The organism is Peribacillus sp. NPDC060253 (assembly GCF_042727425.1).
Classification (GTDB): Bacteria; Bacillota; Bacilli; order Bacillales; family DSM-1321; genus Peribacillus.
Genome location: NZ_JBHXAS010000015.1, coordinates 1 through 16,098, shown reverse-complemented (window position 1 = coordinate 16,098; position 16,098 = coordinate 1). Strand labels below are relative to the sequence as shown.

Genomic DNA, 16,098 nt, shown 5'->3' with positions numbered 1-16,098 from the left:
TTACTGTTATATGTTGAAACGTAAATGAAACGGGGAATAACTTTGAAAAAAACAAGGTAGTTCTGTCTGATTGGTGCTGTTGTGTTCCTGGGATATTTTAGTTTAATACATATGAAGATTCAAGAAAGCATTCACAAGCCTATTGCGGATGATGCCGGTTACCTCATAATTCTTGGAGCAAGGGGTCGGTTCCATCATTATCTTTACAATACCGGATAGATAAAGCTGCTGAATACTTAATGGCGAATACACATACAGGAGTCATTGTATCCGGCGGCAAAGGAACAGGAGAAGACATTTCGGAAGCGCAGGCAATGCAACAGGGGCTTATCGAACAGGGAATTGAAGAATGACGTATTATCATGGAAGATAAATCTACCACAACTTATGAGAATATTGTTTTCTCTAAAGAACTCATTCCTGATCCAACTGCTTCCGAAGTGATTGTCAGTAACGATTATCATATTTACCGGGTAGTTGAAATGGCCAACAAAGAAGGGTTGGACATTATAGGAGTGCCGGCTATGACACCAAAGGTGGTATTGGTGAAATCATATTTACGTGAATATCTGGCTATTACCAAATACTATTTAACAGAGTTGGTGACCATTTCTTAGATCATAGCGTAAAGTCCCTCTCTTGAATAAAAGGGCGCGGGGATTTTGCTTTATTCGACTTCCACGACAACATTAGGCACTTCCCAAAAATCTTTCTCTTGGTGAAGCTCCTGAAGTGTCTTATAAACGGGATACCCAGTGTAGGAAATCTCGACTCTTTCATCCGCATCCACTTCTTCCACATCTATAGCATCAACGAAACCAAGTTGATCATCGATTTCCATTAAGTAAAATCCAAGTGCCTCATATCCGCTATAGGCTACAATAACCTTCCTGTCAAAACCGCTATTAGAAACTTTGTAATATTTCATTGATAGACCTCCTAGGTTGTTTACTCTTTAAGTGTAATGGCAATATTTCTTATACTCTGATATACCCGTTAATCACTATCTGAATCCATGGATTGGAAAAATAAAGAAATATGTATAGAGGGAATCAAAAATCTCAATATAAATGGGCATTGAGAAGAACAAAAAAGGACGGGACGATTGTCATATAATAAATATCTCTGGAAAATTTGCTATCTGAATCATTTCATGTTAATCTAATAAAGAATTGTTTTTGATTGTGGAAGAGGATACTAGTTATTTTCCAAATGATTAAAAATAGTAATACATTGTGTGTTATGCACTAGGAGGCAACAAAAATGGAACAAGGTACAGTTAAATGGTTTAATGCAGAAAAAGGTTTTGGATTTATCGAGCGTGAAAATGGAGACGACGTATTCGTACATTTCTCAGCTATCCAAAGCGAAGGCTTCAAATCTTTAGACGAAGGTCAAAAAGTAACTTTCGACGTTGAGCAAGGTGCTCGTGGAGCTCAAGCTGCTAACGTTCAAAAAGCTTAATTTTAAAATTAAATCGTAACCTAATATGAACAGACTCCTCGATGAGGGTCTGTTTTTTATTGTGCCAAAGAATGAAGGCAATAAAAAACCCACTCTGAGCTGAGTAGGGTTTAAGGGACGTATTTTTAAGCTTTTTTTAATTCTTCTTCAAAGAAAAAAGTAGTCGGATGTTCTTTTACAGTATAAGAATATCGTTTCATGTTTTTTACATATGCCCATTTATTAATGGTTACTAATTCATCAGTATCCTGAATAGTTACTGTTTCGCCAGTATTATACTTATTACTTTTCAATTTATGCACCCTCTTTACTAATAGTATAACATATTTGAATATAAAAAATGTGTCCAAGATATTCCACGTCATATTTTGTGGCTATCCTAAATGGTAATGGAAGGATGTTATGATTCATCAGAGCTATTTGAAAAGCTATTGTACATTCGGATATGATAATGTGGGAAAAGAAAGGATCAAGGGTAAATTGCCTGAACCCATGGAATGAGAGGGGAGAGGGGCAGGAATGGTAACAGTTTGGGAAAAAATGGAGTGTGGACTTACTAAAGTTAATATGTCCTCATTAAATTAAAAACAGCCACATGTTCCCAGATATACTGGTAACACATGGCTAATGAATAATATGGATGGTTTCAAGTCAAAATTAAAACGCCCAATCCCCATTACGGAAGACAGGTTCCGAAGAGCCGTCCTGTTTGATGCCGTCGATGTTCATCTTCTCTGAACCGATCATGAAATCAACATGTGTAAGGCTTTCGTTCAGACCATTTTCTGCAAGCTCTTCTGGACTCATGTTTTTTCCACCTTCGATACAGAACGCATAGGAGCTGCCGATAGCGAGATGGTTAGACGCGTTTTCATCGAATAAGGTATTGAAAAATAACACGTTCGATTGGGAAATCGGTGAATTGAAAGGAACAAGTGCCACTTCACCAAGATAGTGTGAACCTTCATCCGTTTCAACCAATTGTTTCAGGATTTCTTCGCCTTCTTCAGCTTTTACTTCAATGATTCGTCCTTCTTTAAAGGTCACGGAAAAATTGTTAATGATGTTGCCGCCATAACTAAGGGGTTTCGTACTGGAAACCGTGCCGTTAACACCTGTTTTCAAAGGAACCGTAAACACTTCTTCGGTTGGCATGTTAGCCATGAATTCATGACCCTGAACGTTAACGCTTCCTGCTCCGACCCAAAGGTGCTTGTCGGGTAACTCGATTGTCAAGTCAGTTCCAGGAGCCGTGTAATGCAATTTTTGGTAATGCTTATCATTTAAATAATCTACCTTTTCATGCAGGGTATCATCGTGTTTTTTCCAGGCTTCGACGGAATTCTTCACATCAACACGAACTGCTTTGAAAATGGCTTCCCATAGCATATCAACGCGTTTTCCTTCTGCCTCTTCAGGGAATACTTTATCAGCCCAAGCCTTTGAAGGGACGGCGACTATGGACCAGCTTACTTTATCCGATTGCATATATTGACGCCATTTTTTCAGTGCAGTCCCAGATGCTTTTTGGAAGTTAGCAATCCTTTCAGGTTTTACATTTTTCAATAGGTCAGGGCTTGAAGAGATGACGGATAGATAAGCAGCTCCGCTTTCTGCAAGTTCGATCGTTTCTTCTGCGCGCCACTTTGGATACTCGTTAAACACTTCATCCGGAGCCAGTTCATATTTGGTACGTGAAACGGTATCGTCATTCCAATTAACGATGACATTACGCGCACCGCTTTCATAAGCTTTTTTTACAATGAGACGGACAAGTTCAGCGCCCTCTAATGTAGTGTTAACGACTAAGGTTTGATCTTGTTGGATATTAACGCCGACTTTAACGGCAAGTTCTGCATATTTTTCTAAATTCGCTTGAAAATCACTCATCATTTCAAAACTCCTTTTCCATTTTCTACATTTATAATTGTACTTATTGTGATTTAAAAAAGAAACTTTTTACGTCGTCCTGAGGAAAAACTTAAACCTAAAATCAATAAAGGAGCTCTTCATAATCAGGAAGAAGCTGAATTCAGGGGATCATGATCATTTTTTTTGTACATCATGGTCCACATAACAATCCCCATTTATTTCACTTATGAGAAACTCTAGCACGATCCACCGGGAGTGACTATCGCATGAACACATACACCGGCACCAGCTCTTCCGTTTACCTTTATTCCTATCATTCATTCTACCAAAGCTAAAGAGGGAAAGACTATTGAAAAGGTTTGAATAATCTAAAGAATTCAATTAATTAAACTGGTGAATCCACTTAAAGAAAGAGGGTCCCTTTTTGAGACCCTCTTTCTAAATAAGTATTCAGAAAATCATTTACTTAAATTGATCCAGACGCTTTTCACTTCTGAATAGTTGTCCAGTGCATAAGATCCCATTTCGCGACCGATTCCGGATTGTTTGTATCCGCCGAAAGGGGAAGCTGCATCGAATGCATTGTAGCAGTTCACCCATACTGTGCCTGCACGAAGTTTTCCTGCAACATAATGGGCATTGGCTAAATCGCTTGTCCATAAGCCAGCAGCCAATCCATATTCACTGGCATTTGCACGGTCAATGACATCGTCTAAATCTTCATATGGCATTGCGGCAATGACCGGCCCGAAAATCTCTTCTCTGGCAATGGTCATTTTCTCTTCAACCCCAGCGAATATTGTAGGGGATACAAAGTAGCCTTGTTCACTCGGTTTATTGCCGCCGACGAGAACTTCCGCACCCTCGCTTTTCCCTTTTTCAATATAGCCCATTACCCGATTTTGCTGCTCCTGGGAAACAAGCGGTCCAATTTGTGTGCTTGGATCTAAACCTACCCCTTGTTTGATGTTTTTGGCATGGCTGGCCATATCGGCAACAACATTGTCATAATGTTTCTTTTGAATGTAAACCCTGGATCCTGCGCAACATACCTGTCCTTGATTAAACATGACCCCATTCAAAGCTCCAGGGATGGCTTTTGAGAAATCAGCATCTGGCAGAATGATGTTTGGAGATTTTCCTCCAAGTTCCAATGTGACCCGTTTCAATGAATACGAAGCGGAACGCATGATTGATTTTCCAACCTCGGTCGAACCGGTAAATGCAATTTTATTTACCTGAGGATGGTCGACAAGTGCTTGTCCAGCTGTTTCACCAAAACCAGGAACGATATTGACGACTCCATCCGGGAACCCGGCTTCAGCGAATAATTCAGCCAAGTATAGGGCGGATAGGGGTGTTTGCTCAGCTGGCTTCAAAATGACTGTACAGCCTGTGGCAAGTGCCGCTCCAAGCTTCCACATCGCCATAAGAAGCGGGAAGTTCCAAGGGATGATTTGGCCAACAACACCAACGGCCTCGTGTTTTGTGTAGTTAAAATAGTTTCCGCTTACCGGAATGGTCTGTCCAACGATCTTGGTGGACCAGCCAGCAAAATATCTCATATGTTCAATAGCTAAAGGAATGTCAGCGTTGGTAGTTTCACTGATTGGTTTTCCATTATCCAAAGTTTCTAATTGAGCGAGTTCAGTTTTATTTTCTTCCATTAAATCTGCTAGTTTGTACATTAGCCTACTGCGGGTAGCTGCGCTCATTCTTGACCAAGGGCCTTCATCGAATGCTTTGCGTGCGGCTTTAACGGCTAAGTCAATATCTTCTTTATCTGCTTCATATACATCGGCAAGTTTTTGTCCTGTAGCAGGATTTGGTGTGGAGAAGGTCTTTTTTGAAGCACTTTCTACAAACTGACCATTAATAAAAAGTTTCTTTGGTCCTGTTAAAAATTTTTGCAGCTTTCCACTTACTTCTAACGTTAGATTTGTCATAAGTACCCTCCTGAATATAATAATTATCTTGGGCAAAACATGATGACTTATTGATAACGCTATGATTTATGCCAACTTTTATAATAAATGAAAAAAAAGGAATATTCAATCTTTATTATTCGACATAATATTTCAAACTGATTCATTCACCATTTAAAAAAGGTGAAGTTTTTTGTCTTGACATGTGTAAATACTATAGCAAAAATGAAAGTTAATAGTTAAAATGAATAAGGATAAAATAACTAGAAGGTCTAAAAGTTTCAGGAGGATCATATGGGAAATAACGCTAAAACGATATCGCAGCGTAAATTACTTGGTGTTGCGGGTCTTGGATGGATGTTCGATGCACTAGATGTCGGCATGCTTTCTTTCATTATTGTTGCTTTGAAACAGGAATGGAGCTTAACCAGCGAGCAGGTTGGCTGGATTGGGAGCATTAACTCCATTGGGATGGCTGTTGGAGCTGTTGTCTTTGGAGCGATGGCTGACAGGGTCGGACGGAAGAATGTCTTTATCATTACATTATTATTGTTTTCAATCGCGAGTGGCCTGTCTGCAGCAGTCAGTACACTCAGTTTGTTTTTGATTTTGCGATTTTTGATTGGAATGGGACTAGGGGGAGAACTACCGGTTGCCTCGACATTGGTCTCTGAAAGTGTTGAAGCAAGTAAAAGGGGGAGAGTCGTCGTCCTTCTTGAAAGTTTTTGGGCAGTTGGCTGGATATTGGCAGCGCTCATTTCCTTTTTCGTCATTCCAGCTTATGGCTGGCGGATTGCATTGATATTAAGCGCCGTTCCCGCTTTATACGCGTTGTACCTGCGCTTGAAACTACCAGATTCACCTAAATATACGGAACTTGAAAAAAAACAGAGACCTACTGTATTGAATAATATGAAAAGTGTCTGGAAAAAGGAATATTCTCGCCAAACCCTCGTCTTGTGGATTCTATGGTTTTGCGTGGTCTTTTCATATTACGGGATGTTTTTATGGCTGCCAAGTGTCATGGTCCTAAAAGGGTTCAGTATGATTCAAAGCTTTGAATATGTTTTGATCATGACGCTTGCACAGTTACCAGGCTATTTTTCAGCTGCATGGCTGATAGAGAAGATGGGACGTAAATTCGTTTTGATCACATATTTGATTGGTACGGCCATCAGTGCTTTTTTCTTTGGTTCAGCAGATGGGTTAGTACCACTGATCGTATCGGGAATGTTCCTATCCTTCTTCAACTTAGGGGCATGGGGGGCGCTTTATGCGTATACTCCTGAGCAGTATCCAACCGCAGTTCGTGGTACAGGCGCTGGTTTAGCTGCCGGTATAGGCAGGATTGGCGGTGTCCTGGGGCCATTGCTTGTCGGGTATTTAGTTGCTGCAGGCACCTCGATTTCAACCATTTTCACTGTATTTACAATTGCTATTCTAGTGGGGGCTGCTGCCGTTGCTTTTGGGAAAGAAACTAAGAATACTGTTTTGACATAAACAAAAGGGAGGGGACTGAAATTCAGTCCCCTCCCTTTTGTTACTTAAAGTCTTTAATTATTTCTAAAAGGAATTCCGAGGCATTCTTCGGATTATCTGCATTCATGATGGCTGAAACGACTGCGGTACCCGCTAGCCCTCTATCAGAAAGTAAGGAAATATTATCAGCCGTAATACCTCCGATGGCTACGGCAGGAATTGAAACGCTGCGGCAAATTTCCTCCAAATCCCCAATTTCCATAAGGGTTGCATCTTGCTTCGTCTTTGTAGGGAAAACGGAACCAACCCCGATATAGTCCGCTCCATTTCGTTCGGCTCTCTGAGCTTCTTCCAGGGTGGAGACTGAGACACCGATAATCATATGGTCAGGAACCATTTGTTTGACGACAGGAAGTGGAAGGTCATCTTGCCCAATATGAATTCCGTCCGCTCCAACAGCAAGTGCTATATCCACCCGGTCATTAATGATAAGGGGAATGGACATTTCGTTCAGTAACTGTTTTAATGCAGCAGCTTTTTTATAAAAGGAGAGGGAGGAATTGTTTTTCTCTCGAAGTTGTACGATCGAGACTCCTCCTGAAACCGATTCTGCTATGATTTTGGTCAAATTTTCTATGGAGATCGATTCCTCTGTAACTAAATATAGGCTTAAATCAATTTGGGACTTCTTCATTTATTTTCACCTCATTCAGCCAAATTTCCTTATCCATTCTCGATATTGCATCGATTAATCGCACACGAAACGTTCCAGTTCCTTCATCTTTTTGAAGCTTTGCAGCAGCTAGTTCCCCTGAAATGCTCATGGTCGAGATCCCTGCAACTGCTGCAGAATAGAAATCGTCCGTAACTCCGGAAAAGGTGCCTATAAGAGCAGTGGCCATGCATCCCGTACCTGTAACATTAGTTAAAAGTAGATTCCCGTTATGGATAATAGACGTATTTTTCCCATCGCTGACAGCATCCATTGCTCCGCTGACTACGATAACACTATTTAGTTTATTTGCAGCGCATGCAGCCAGCTCTGCATTGCTAATCTGAAGTTCCCCTGAATCCACTCCGCGTGTAACGATATCCCCACCCATCAATCGAAGGATTTCACTAGCATTTCCGCGGATGATTTGGAAGGTAACCTTCTTCAGGAGCTCTGCGACTTTCTCTGTACGATAGGAGGTGGCACCAACTCCTACCGGGTCCAAAATAACCGGGATATTTTTGGCATTTGCCGCCTTACCGGCTATCTCCATTGCCTCCAAGGCTTTATCATCTATCGTACCGAAATTCAGGACCAATGCATCTGCTAAATTGACCATTTCCTCCACTTCTCTAGGACTGGATGTCATTACAGGTGAACCACCGATGGCAAGCGTGGCGTTTGCACAGTCGTTGACCGTAACGAAGTTGGTGATTTGGTGAATGAGTGGTTTTCTTGCTCTTACCTTCCCGAACAAGTCAGCTGCTGAAACCTTCATATTAAGTCACTCCTTTCTTTTTTTGAAAACGAATGAAAATGGTGGACAGGTCCATGACCCTTACCGATTGAAAAGCTATTACGTATCGCTTCAGAAATGTAGGTTTTGGCCTGTTCAATCGACTCTTCCATTGATAGTCCATTTGCCAGGTTGGATGTAATGGCGGAAGATAGGGTACAACCTGTTCCATGTGTGTTTTTTGTATGAATGCGTTCTCCCTCGATCCAGTGGAAGTCCGTCCCATTATAAAAAAGATCGTTTGGATTACCTGCTGCATGGCCTCCTTTAAGTAAAACGGCTTTAGGCCCTAGTTCTTGTATGGACATGCATGCCTTGTAAAAATCTTGCTTCGTTCGAATCGACAAGCCAGTAAGAACTTCAGCTTCAGGTACATTAGGGGTTACAAGTGTTGCAATTGGAAGCAATTCGGTTTTTAGAGCAGTGACAGCCTTTTCGTCGAGCAAATGATGGCCGCTTTTGGAAATCATGACAGGATCAAGGATAACGATGTCAGGTAAGAAGGTTTTAAGAGAAGCAGTGACTGTTTCCACAATTTCTTTTGAGCCTAGCATGCCTATTTTTACTGCATCTACATGAATATCTTCAAAAATAGCTGCGATTTGATCTGTGATGATAGCGGTTTCGATAGCCTGAACTGAACGCACTTCCATTGTGTTTTGTGCCGTTACGGCTGTAATGACAGACATGCCAAAAACCCCATGTGCAGAAAATGTTTTTAAATCTGCTTGTATTCCGGCACCGCCCCCTGAGTCAGAGCCTGCGATGGTTAATGCTGTTTTCATAAAAAAACCCCTTCATATAATTATTTTTGAATAGTATTTTTAGTAATATGAAAGCTAAAATGGCACCCGCAAAAGAACTAAGCATAAAAGCTGGCAAAAACCCAAAAAGGGCTGCTTTATCTCCCAAAATGAGAACCGCCAGTGGATAGCAAGCTAGGGACCCAAGAATCCCAGTTCCTATCACTTCCCCTAAACAAGCGAATTTTAAGCTTTGAGTTTTTCGATATAGAACGGCAGCCAAAAGTGCACCGATCATGCTGCCCGGAAAGGCGAAAATTGAACCGGTACCAGATATGTTTCTAATGATGGAAACTAAAAAAGCTTGTGTTACAGCATAAGCAGGTCCCAATAAAACGGCTGTCATGACATTTGCGAGATGCTGAATAGGAAAGATTTTTGCAAATCCGGCAGGGATGTATATAAAGGAACTGCTTAGAGTCGTGATGGCCGTGATCATGGCGGTCAGCGTCATTTTCTTGATTGGATTCATCATCATGTTAACGACCTACAGTGGCCAATCCTGCTCGTTTTGAACCATTTCCCAAAATAAATATTCATAGCGGGAAGTCACCAAAAAGTGCTTTTCTAATCTAAGAAGTTCATTTTCAGGCATGCCTTCGATTAATTCTTCCAACAAAGCAATCAGCCACTTGTGTGCTTCACCGAATTCAGGAGATGAATAGGATTTAATCCAATCGGCATAACGATTATTATCCAATGCTTCACCATTTTGTGCTTTTAATTTCAAACCGATTTCATAATAATCCCAAGCACATGGTAGGAGACAGGCGATCAGGTCTGCCAAAGTCCCATGCTGCGCGGCATTTAGCATGTAACCTGTATAGGCTAGCGTGGTTGGAGTTGGTTCTGTATTTTCTAATTCCTTTGAACTGATACCGAATTCCAAAGCATATTGTCGATGGATGTCCATTTCCACTTGAAGGGTTTCATTCAAGATACTCGCAAACTTTGCCATGGTTTCGACATTATGAGCTTTAATGACACCTAAGGCAAAGAGCTTGGAATAATCCATGAGATAGATATAGTCCTGCTTCAAGTAATAGGCAAATTTCTTTTCAGGAAGAGTGCCGTTGCCAATTGCCTGGACAAAAGGATGTGAATGGTTCCTTTTCCAAATTCCTTTTGCACGTTCGTGAAGTCTATCACTGAAGGTTCCTAATTTAGTATTCTCCATTGTTCATCCTCCTTTAGAATGGTCCCCTTTGCTTTAATCCAATAAAAAAACCCGCTCCTGAATAACGGAACGGGGTAGATGGATAAAGTCAGTGTACGGACGATATCATCCACTTCCCTCCGCCGGTATGAGCCGGTTCAGGTTCAAAGGGTCCGGAACAATTTCCATCTCAGTCTTAAAAAAGACTCCCCTAGTGGTGTGAATTGTATGTAATTACTGACATCATATCAGAAAGCGAAGAAAATGCAACCCGAATTTGCATGAAGAAACCATATATCGCCTTGAAATAAGGGAAAACAGGGCAATTGACTTTTGTTGATAATTGGGATAAAATCATGTCTACATCAATTATATATAAATAATTCTTATCCAGAGAGGTGGAGGGACTTGGCCCAACGAAACCTCGGCAGCAGACCCATTTTGGGAACTGTGCTACATCCAACAAGCTAACGCTTGGAAGATAAGAAGAGCCGTACGGACACTGCAGCCTCTTCTTGAATTAGAAGGGGCTTTTATTTTTGTGAAATAACGTTTAGTGACATAATAGAAAAGGTATATATAATTTGGTGATAATGAAATCTGTTACATTTTAGCTCAATTTGAAGCAGGCTCTAAGATGAATAAGAAAGGAGCCATTTACATGGCAGAATTAATTAAGAGGATCGAACAGAGGAAGACATTGCTGATAGAAGCGTTATTGGCAAATGGAGTATACAAAACCTCTGATGAAAGGCACCTTTATGATGCCCCGTTAAAAGTACTGGAAGATGAATATAAAATTGTTATAAATAGACCTAATAACGAGACACCTTCGGAATGGATGACATAGTAAACGATAGATTATCTTGGGATAAGGGATATTTGAAAGCATTCGCAGTGTAACAAGGGGTGAATGCTTTTTTATTTATGTCTATATAGAGGGATGTCACAAAAAATACATATATTAAGAAAAAAGTAGGCTTTTTGTCACATTTAACATACAAAATAACACATTTAAATTCCTAAAAATGGTTGATTTTAACTATAAGTTTCATTATAGTGATAAGTGTAAAAAAATTGAATTAATGGGAGGTGTGTATAGAATGCATTGTCGAAAGGTAACTGTTGAAAGAATAGAAGAGAAGAGACAGGAAATGATTAAATTGGCAGCAATTTATGGATTTACCAGTTTTCTAACTATTCAAGCAAGTCAAGAACTGGATACCCTGTTAAATGCATTAGCCAAGAAAAGAGAATCTGAATATTTCGCGCTTCAGAATGTTTATAAGCATTTTTAAACCCGCCGTTTGGGGTTAAGCTTCATAATAGACTCCTGCGTTTAAACTAAAAAAACTACTGCTGAAGGCAATAGCTTTTAAATAATTATATTTAAATATCGATACGTTTACCAAGAATGACCAAGTCCCGTTCAATGCCATCCAGCTCGGCAACTTGTGGTAAGTTTGCCCATTTTTCAAAACCAAATTTTGAAAAAAGCTTCAGGCTCGGTATATTGTGAGCAAATATGAAACCTAAAAGAGTCTTCACCCCTAATTTTGGGCTCACTTCTATTGCCTTTTGAATCGAAGTTCGTCCAATTCCTTTTCCCCGGAAATAATCATCAATATAAATGCTGATCTCTGCCGTAGAATTATAGGCGGGCCGACCATAGAAAGATTGAAAGCTCATCCATCCTGCAGTTTTTCCTTCTATAGTAATGATATACAGCGGTCGACTTTCTGAGTTATGATTCTCAAACCATTCAATCCTCGATTGTACGGAAACAGGTTCCGTATCTGCAGTAACCATTCTTGAAGCAATTGTGGAATTATATATTTCTACAATTTTTGGTAAATCCGACCGTTCTGCTTCCCTAAACTCTATGTACTCGTCCATCATTTAAACTCCTATCTATCATATATTTTCAATATCCGGAATAAAGAGTCATCATCTCACAAATTATGAAGGAAAGGTGAGCGAAACCTAATCCATTGAAAGTTTTATATTATCATACACTTTTTACTCTTTATCTGACAATTTTTTTTATTGTTAATAATGCAGATTTTTGGGTATTTAAAAAATGAAATACTTCATAGTGAATATGCAAAGGAGAAACACAAATGAAGAAAATGGCAGGTTTATTAATTATTGTACTAGGTATTTGTTTTGTTGCATATAAATTTCAAGCTTCCGAGTCGAAGGATGTGCAAAGGGTGATGGCTTTTGGAGATTCATTAACCTATGGAAAAGGTGATAAGGATGGGGAAGGCTATGTAGAGGGTCTGGAGGATGAATTGAATAATCCTGACTCCAAACAAAAAGTGACTTTTTGGAATTACGGTATAAAGGGACAGGAAACGGATGGTGTTATTAAACAGCTTGATGACTATCGCATTAACACGAAACTTGATAAAGCAAGTACTTTCATCGTTTATATTGGAACGAATGACTTTATCAATAGTAACGGTGGGAACTTGGAGAAAATAAGTGATTGTAAAATCGATAAGGGTAAACGGGAGTACATCAAGCACCTGAATAAAATTACCTCAACTCTAATGAAGGAAAACGATAAAGCGAATATACTAGTGGTAGGACTCTATAACCCATTTAAAGACAATCAAAAACTTGAAAAGCACATCCAGGACTATAACCAATCAATAAAGAGGATAGTGGAAAAGGATAAGAACATGATATACATTTCTACCAATGATCTTTTTGAAAATAAAAAGAAATCGGAGTATTTCAGTGATAAGATTCATCCGAATGAAAAAGGGTATCAGGTGATTACGAATCGGATTTTGGAAAGTTACGATTTCAAGTAATTCCATGCACAGAATTCTTTCTGTGTATTTGCCGCTTTTGCTAGTTCAATGATCCCCTCATCTGTATCAGTTTTTCCATTCACGATGTTATCACGAATTCAACCAGTAAATAAATGGATAGTTAGTGGAGGTTCAAAGGAATCTCCTTGTCACTGTGTTTTGGTTATTTCTTCAAATTTCAGTGATCCGCGCTAAGGCGCAAAAAAGTATTATTATTTTACACATTCATATATAACATGGAATAATTAATGCAGACTAACCATGCCTAGAAAAGGGGATGCTAAAATGAATGAAAATGAAAAAATCAGAGAAGAACTGTTAAATACTGTTACCGGACTATCGGATGAACAGCTGAACGCCCATCCAGAAGAAGGCCGCTGGAGCATTGTACAGGTATTGGATCATTTATATTTAATGGAGAGGGCCATAACAAAAAGCATTGCCGATAAATTGCAAAGCGATGAGAGGATTCCTGCTGGAGATAAACCGATCGAGCTCACTTTAAATCGCGAAGTGAAGGTACAGGCCCCGCCATATGTCATTCCGTCAGAGTCATTTCAAACTTTGAATGAGGTTAAGGATAAGTTATCTGACTCCCGTAAAGCATTTCTACATCTCGTTGACCATGCAAAAGAAAATGATCTCGAACAAAAGTCTTTTCCCCACCCGCTGTTTAAAGAATTAAGCTTGAAGCAATGGATTCCATTTGTGGGACTGCATGAAAAAAGACATTTAAAGCAAATAGAAGAATTGAAATCAAAGTTATAAAGGAAGAAAAACTCATCCGTCTTTGGTTGAGTTTTTCACTTTCAGACAGTTATTCGTAAAGGAAGGATCATTCAGTGAATGTTAAATGGTTAAGGGCCTGTCTTGTATTGGGGTTATTCGGATTGTTGTTGGGTCTCTTGATCAAGTTTATGCTGCCACCTGATCTAGATGATATCAAACTTACTGACGAGCTGCAGCCGATCGTTGCCGAAAAACAAGATGAACTCATTCAACAGGCTAATGCATTAGGCATCACGGTAATCATTACAGCAGGGTTCCGTTCTTTAGACGAGCAAAATGCACTCTATGAAAAAGGCCGTTTAACGAAGGGGAACATCGTAACGAATGCAAAAGGAGGGGAGTCGCTTCATAATTTCGGCTTGGCAATAGATTTTGCCCTCCTAAACAAACAGGGCGAGGCCATTTGGGATATGGAATATGACGGCAATGATAATGGGAAATCGGATTGGATGGAAGTCGTCACAATCGCTAAAGGGTTAGGTTTTGATTGGGGTGGGGATTGGGCAGGGTTTAAGGATTATCCTCATTTACAAATGACATTTGGTTTGAGCCTGCGAGAGCTGCAGCAAGGTAAGCAGCCAAATGGACAGTGAGTTAGGGGCTGCTTTATTTTATTTCGAATAAATATGACTGAAAGCAGGAAAATAAGCATGTGAATTGCTTTACAGGTAAGAATTCGATAAAGTGGACTAGTGATAAATAGACATAAAGGAGTGCAGTCACCATGGAAGAAATAAAAAATTGCCGGGACTCTTTGGTCATAAAAACAAGCCTTGTCCTCCCGCCTGATACAAATAATATTGGTACGATGTTCGGAGGCAAATTAATGGCATACATTGATGATGTAGCAGCTATTTCCGCCATGCGTCATGCGAGAAGCAACGTTGTTACGGCATCAACTGATTCTGTCGATTTCCTGCACCCTATTCACGAAGGAAATGCAGTTTGCCTGGAAAGCTTCGTGACTTATACGGGCAGAACATCAATGGAAATCATCGTAAAGGTGATTGCAGAGGATTTAGTTACAGGGGACCGGAATTTATGCGTCATTTCCTTTTTGACCTTTGTGGCCATAAATGAAGAAGGTAAACCAATACCGGTTCCACGTTTGGTTCCTGAAACAGAGATGGAAATGAACTTAAATGAATCGGCAAAACAACGGGCACAAGTAAGGAAAAAGAGAAGAGAAGAAACACAGTTCATTGCAAGTACCTTCGGTGTGAAACTGCCGTGGACCGATCAATCAAATCCAGGATTATATAAATAAGAGACGCACATTTCTTGTTTAATGAAAGAAACCGTACCAATTGAAGACCAAATTGTATTGTGATTTGGTCTTTTAATCTTGTCATGGTAAGTAAAATGGCTTGATGGATATTCTTATCAAAGACGGATGCTTGGCCAGTATTCGAACATTTACGTGAAAAGACGCTTGGTTACAGTCCAAGCGTCTTTACTTACTATATCCTTTATCATTCACTTCGTATTTAGTCATCGCTTGCTAAAATACCAAAGAAACGTAAGATGTTAATGAAAAGGTTAATGAAATCAAGATATAGATTCAAGGCCATGAGCGGCACTTCTTCAGCTGTTACTCCGTAATGCTTCATTCGATTGAAATCGTATAAAATATATCCACTGAAAACTAATATCCCAATAAATGAAAAGATCAGCATCGCGGTGGAGCTTAAAGGCGAGAAAATGTTAAAAATACTAATGACCACTAAAGCAAGCAAGGCCGCAAATAACATTCCTCCCAAGAAAGAAAGGTCCCTTTTGGTGGTTGTAGCATAAATGGCTAGACCGCCAAATACAACAGTCGTCGTAATACCGGCTAAGATAACCACATTAGCCCCTGCAGCTGCTAAGTAATGTGCAATTATCGGATAGGTGGTAATTCCTGAAATAAATGTAAAGCTATACAAGAATGTGTAACCGATCGCTTTTTTCCTCCGCATGATGAATGCTCCGATCAACATGGCGATTTCGAGGATCGCTAAGGGAAGAAACAAAGATGGCGGAACAATAGTGCCTAGTGCCATCCCTAATACGGATACTGCAAGAGATAAAGCGAACGTCCGCATGACGGAGGGCATATATGTTTGTACAGTTTGAGAATACATTCAATCACCTCATCATTTATTTTATACCGTTTTCTACGAATTAGTTTTAAAAAGGTTTCATTGCCTGTAATGAAATAAAGGTGTTTTTTTCTAAGTCTTGAAATATATATGAAAGAAATATTTATTTATGTTTATCCTACCTTCGAACTAATTTCTG

General features: G+C 39.8%; 19 protein-coding genes, 1 pseudogene and 2 riboswitches. Of the genes and pseudogenes, 9 read left to right on the top strand and 11 right to left on the bottom strand.

Going from position 1 to position 16,098, the window contains the following annotated elements:
- Positions 1-66: 66 nt before the first annotated feature.
- Positions 67-617, top strand: a pseudogene (locus tag ACFWE9_RS06155) (YdcF family protein).
- 50 nt (positions 618-667) lie between these two features.
- Here the strand turns inward: ACFWE9_RS06155 and ACFWE9_RS06150 are convergent.
- On the bottom strand, positions 668-928 hold the full coding sequence (locus ACFWE9_RS06150) for a hypothetical protein (protein ID WP_377356051.1): 261 nt from the start codon (positions 926-928) through the stop codon (positions 668-670).
- Between the two features lie 335 nt (positions 929-1,263).
- On the opposite strand from ACFWE9_RS06150, the gene cspC reads away from it, so the two are divergent.
- Positions 1,264-1,464: a cold shock protein CspC gene (gene cspC, locus ACFWE9_RS06145; protein ID WP_010331195.1), complete on the top strand. Its 201-nt coding sequence runs from the start codon at positions 1,264-1,266 to the stop codon at positions 1,462-1,464.
- Positions 1,465-1,589: 125 nt separating this feature from the next.
- On the opposite strand, the gene ACFWE9_RS06140 is transcribed toward cspC, so the two are convergent.
- The 3 genes from ACFWE9_RS06140 to ACFWE9_RS06130 all read right to left on the bottom strand — a co-directional run bounded on the left by ACFWE9_RS06140 (position 1,590) and on the right by ACFWE9_RS06130 (position 5,282).
- The gene (locus tag ACFWE9_RS06140) at positions 1,590-1,757 is read right to left on the bottom strand and encodes a hypothetical protein (RefSeq protein WP_169792904.1); all 168 of its coding nucleotides are present in this window, start codon (positions 1,755-1,757) and stop codon (positions 1,590-1,592) included.
- 364 nt (positions 1,758-2,121) lie between these two features.
- Positions 2,122-3,354 (bottom strand): aminopeptidase, encoded by a 1,233-nt coding sequence (locus ACFWE9_RS06135; RefSeq protein WP_230157712.1) that lies wholly within the window; start codon positions 3,352-3,354, stop codon positions 2,122-2,124.
- A 440-nt stretch (positions 3,355-3,794) separates the two neighbouring features.
- Positions 3,795-5,282 carry an aldehyde dehydrogenase family protein gene (locus tag ACFWE9_RS06130; RefSeq protein ID WP_230157710.1) on the bottom strand — a complete coding sequence of 496 codons (1,488 nt, stop codon included), beginning with the start codon at positions 5,280-5,282 and terminating at the stop codon, positions 3,795-3,797.
- A 273-nt stretch (positions 5,283-5,555) separates the two neighbouring features.
- On the opposite strand from ACFWE9_RS06130, the gene ACFWE9_RS06125 reads away from it, so the two are divergent.
- Positions 5,556-6,761, top strand: a complete 1,206-nt coding sequence (locus ACFWE9_RS06125; protein ID WP_230157709.1) for an MFS transporter — start codon at positions 5,556-5,558, stop codon at positions 6,759-6,761.
- 40 nt (positions 6,762-6,801) lie between these two features.
- On the opposite strand, the gene thiE is transcribed toward ACFWE9_RS06125, so the two are convergent.
- Genes thiE through tenA form a run of 5 tightly spaced genes read right to left on the bottom strand, consistent with a single transcriptional unit; the run spans position 6,802 to position 10,228 of the window.
- Positions 6,802-7,434, bottom strand: a complete 633-nt coding sequence (thiE, locus tag ACFWE9_RS06120; RefSeq protein WP_230157707.1) for a thiamine phosphate synthase — start codon at positions 7,432-7,434, stop codon at positions 6,802-6,804.
- Positions 7,415-8,230 carry a hydroxyethylthiazole kinase gene (thiM, locus tag ACFWE9_RS06115; protein WP_230157705.1) on the bottom strand — a complete coding sequence of 272 codons (816 nt, stop codon included), beginning with the start codon at positions 8,228-8,230 and terminating at the stop codon, positions 7,415-7,417. The genes thiE and thiM overlap by 20 nt, the downstream gene beginning before the upstream one ends.
- Entirely contained in the window at positions 8,227-9,033 is an 807-nt protein-coding gene (gene thiD, locus ACFWE9_RS06110; protein ID WP_230157696.1) for a bifunctional hydroxymethylpyrimidine kinase/phosphomethylpyrimidine kinase, read from the bottom strand. Before thiD ends, thiM begins: the two co-directional genes overlap by 4 nt.
- On the bottom strand, positions 9,002-9,523 hold the full coding sequence (gene thiW / locus ACFWE9_RS06105; protein WP_377356092.1) for an energy coupling factor transporter S component ThiW: 522 nt from the start codon (positions 9,521-9,523) through the stop codon (positions 9,002-9,004). Before thiW ends, thiD begins: the two co-directional genes overlap by 32 nt.
- Before the next feature lie 15 nt (positions 9,524-9,538).
- Positions 9,539-10,228, bottom strand: a complete 690-nt coding sequence (gene tenA / locus ACFWE9_RS06100) for a thiaminase II (RefSeq protein WP_230157694.1) — start codon at positions 10,226-10,228, stop codon at positions 9,539-9,541.
- 97 nt (positions 10,229-10,325) lie between these two features.
- A riboswitch (TPP riboswitch) is annotated at positions 10,326-10,430 on the bottom strand.
- 160 nt (positions 10,431-10,590) lie between these two features.
- Positions 10,591-10,695, top strand: a riboswitch (SAM riboswitch).
- Between the two features lie 149 nt (positions 10,696-10,844).
- On the opposite strand from tenA, the gene ACFWE9_RS06095 reads away from it, so the two are divergent.
- Positions 10,845-11,057, top strand: a complete 213-nt coding sequence (locus ACFWE9_RS06095; protein WP_377356046.1) for a Fur-regulated basic protein FbpA — start codon at positions 10,845-10,847, stop codon at positions 11,055-11,057.
- 253 nt (positions 11,058-11,310) lie between these two features.
- The gene (locus ACFWE9_RS06090) at positions 11,311-11,505 is read left to right on the top strand and encodes an aspartyl-phosphate phosphatase Spo0E family protein (RefSeq protein ID WP_230157685.1); all 195 of its coding nucleotides are present in this window, start codon (positions 11,311-11,313) and stop codon (positions 11,503-11,505) included.
- Between the two features lie 91 nt (positions 11,506-11,596).
- On the opposite strand, the gene ACFWE9_RS06085 is transcribed toward ACFWE9_RS06090, so the two are convergent.
- A complete protein-coding gene (locus ACFWE9_RS06085; protein ID WP_230157683.1) occupies positions 11,597-12,103 on the bottom strand; it encodes a GNAT family N-acetyltransferase in 507 nt (168 codons plus the stop codon).
- A 224-nt stretch (positions 12,104-12,327) separates the two neighbouring features.
- Between ACFWE9_RS06085 and ACFWE9_RS06080 the strand changes: the two genes are divergently transcribed.
- The 4 genes from ACFWE9_RS06080 (at position 12,328) to ACFWE9_RS06065 (ending at position 15,085) form a co-directional block, all read left to right on the top strand.
- The gene (locus tag ACFWE9_RS06080; RefSeq protein WP_230157681.1) at positions 12,328-13,029 is read left to right on the top strand and encodes a DUF459 domain-containing protein; all 702 of its coding nucleotides are present in this window, start codon (positions 12,328-12,330) and stop codon (positions 13,027-13,029) included.
- Positions 13,030-13,290: 261 nt separating this feature from the next.
- Positions 13,291-13,797 carry a DinB family protein gene (locus ACFWE9_RS06075; protein ID WP_377356043.1) on the top strand — a complete coding sequence of 169 codons (507 nt, stop codon included), beginning with the start codon at positions 13,291-13,293 and terminating at the stop codon, positions 13,795-13,797.
- Positions 13,798-13,871: 74 nt separating this feature from the next.
- The gene (locus ACFWE9_RS06070) at positions 13,872-14,411 is read left to right on the top strand and encodes a M15 family metallopeptidase (RefSeq protein ID WP_377356041.1); all 540 of its coding nucleotides are present in this window, start codon (positions 13,872-13,874) and stop codon (positions 14,409-14,411) included.
- A 131-nt stretch (positions 14,412-14,542) separates the two neighbouring features.
- The gene (locus ACFWE9_RS06065) at positions 14,543-15,085 is read left to right on the top strand and encodes an acyl-CoA thioesterase (RefSeq protein ID WP_230157678.1); all 543 of its coding nucleotides are present in this window, start codon (positions 14,543-14,545) and stop codon (positions 15,083-15,085) included.
- Positions 15,086-15,305: 220 nt separating this feature from the next.
- Here ACFWE9_RS06065 and ACFWE9_RS06060 read toward each other — a convergent pair whose 3' ends face one another.
- Complete coding sequence (locus tag ACFWE9_RS06060; protein WP_230157677.1) at positions 15,306-15,941, bottom strand: Bax inhibitor-1/YccA family protein; 636 nt, start codon at positions 15,939-15,941, stop codon at positions 15,306-15,308.
- Positions 15,942-16,098: the final 157 nt, after the last annotated feature.

Excerpts from the sequence above, each read along its gene's own strand:
- ACFWE9_RS06150 (WP_377356051.1), bottom strand. The coding sequence starts at position 928 with ATGAAATATTACAAAGTTTCTAATAGCGGTTTTGACAGGAAGGTTATT.
- cspC (WP_010331195.1), top strand. The coding sequence starts at position 1,264 with ATGGAACAAGGTACAGTTAAATGGTTTAATGCAGAAAAAGGTTTTGGA.
- ACFWE9_RS06135 (WP_230157712.1), bottom strand. The coding sequence starts at position 3,354 with ATGAGTGATTTTCAAGCGAATTTAGAAAAATATGCAGAACTTGCCGTT.
- ACFWE9_RS06130 (WP_230157710.1), bottom strand. The coding sequence starts at position 5,282 with ATGACAAATCTAACGTTAGAAGTAAGTGGAAAGCTGCAAAAATTTTTA.
- ACFWE9_RS06125 (WP_230157709.1), top strand. The coding sequence starts at position 5,556 with ATGGGAAATAACGCTAAAACGATATCGCAGCGTAAATTACTTGGTGTT.
- thiE (WP_230157707.1), bottom strand. The coding sequence starts at position 7,434 with ATGAAGAAGTCCCAAATTGATTTAAGCCTATATTTAGTTACAGAGGAA.
- thiM (WP_230157705.1), bottom strand. The coding sequence starts at position 8,230 with ATGAAGGTTTCAGCAGCTGACTTGTTCGGGAAGGTAAGAGCAAGAAAA.
- thiD (WP_230157696.1), bottom strand. The coding sequence starts at position 9,033 with ATGAAAACAGCATTAACCATCGCAGGCTCTGACTCAGGGGGCGGTGCC.
- thiW (WP_377356092.1), bottom strand. The coding sequence starts at position 9,523 with ATGAATCCAATCAAGAAAATGACGCTGACCGCCATGATCACGGCCATC.
- tenA (WP_230157694.1), bottom strand. The coding sequence starts at position 10,228 with ATGGAGAATACTAAATTAGGAACCTTCAGTGATAGACTTCACGAACGT.
- ACFWE9_RS06095 (WP_377356046.1), top strand. The coding sequence starts at position 10,845 with ATGAATAAGAAAGGAGCCATTTACATGGCAGAATTAATTAAGAGGATC.
- ACFWE9_RS06090 (WP_230157685.1), top strand. The coding sequence starts at position 11,311 with ATGCATTGTCGAAAGGTAACTGTTGAAAGAATAGAAGAGAAGAGACAG.
- ACFWE9_RS06085 (WP_230157683.1), bottom strand. The coding sequence starts at position 12,103 with ATGGACGAGTACATAGAGTTTAGGGAAGCAGAACGGTCGGATTTACCA.
- ACFWE9_RS06080 (WP_230157681.1), top strand. The coding sequence starts at position 12,328 with ATGAAGAAAATGGCAGGTTTATTAATTATTGTACTAGGTATTTGTTTT.
- ACFWE9_RS06075 (WP_377356043.1), top strand. The coding sequence starts at position 13,291 with ATGCCTAGAAAAGGGGATGCTAAAATGAATGAAAATGAAAAAATCAGA.
- ACFWE9_RS06065 (WP_230157678.1), top strand. The coding sequence starts at position 14,543 with ATGGAAGAAATAAAAAATTGCCGGGACTCTTTGGTCATAAAAACAAGC.
- ACFWE9_RS06060 (WP_230157677.1), bottom strand. The coding sequence starts at position 15,941 with ATGTATTCTCAAACTGTACAAACATATATGCCCTCCGTCATGCGGACG.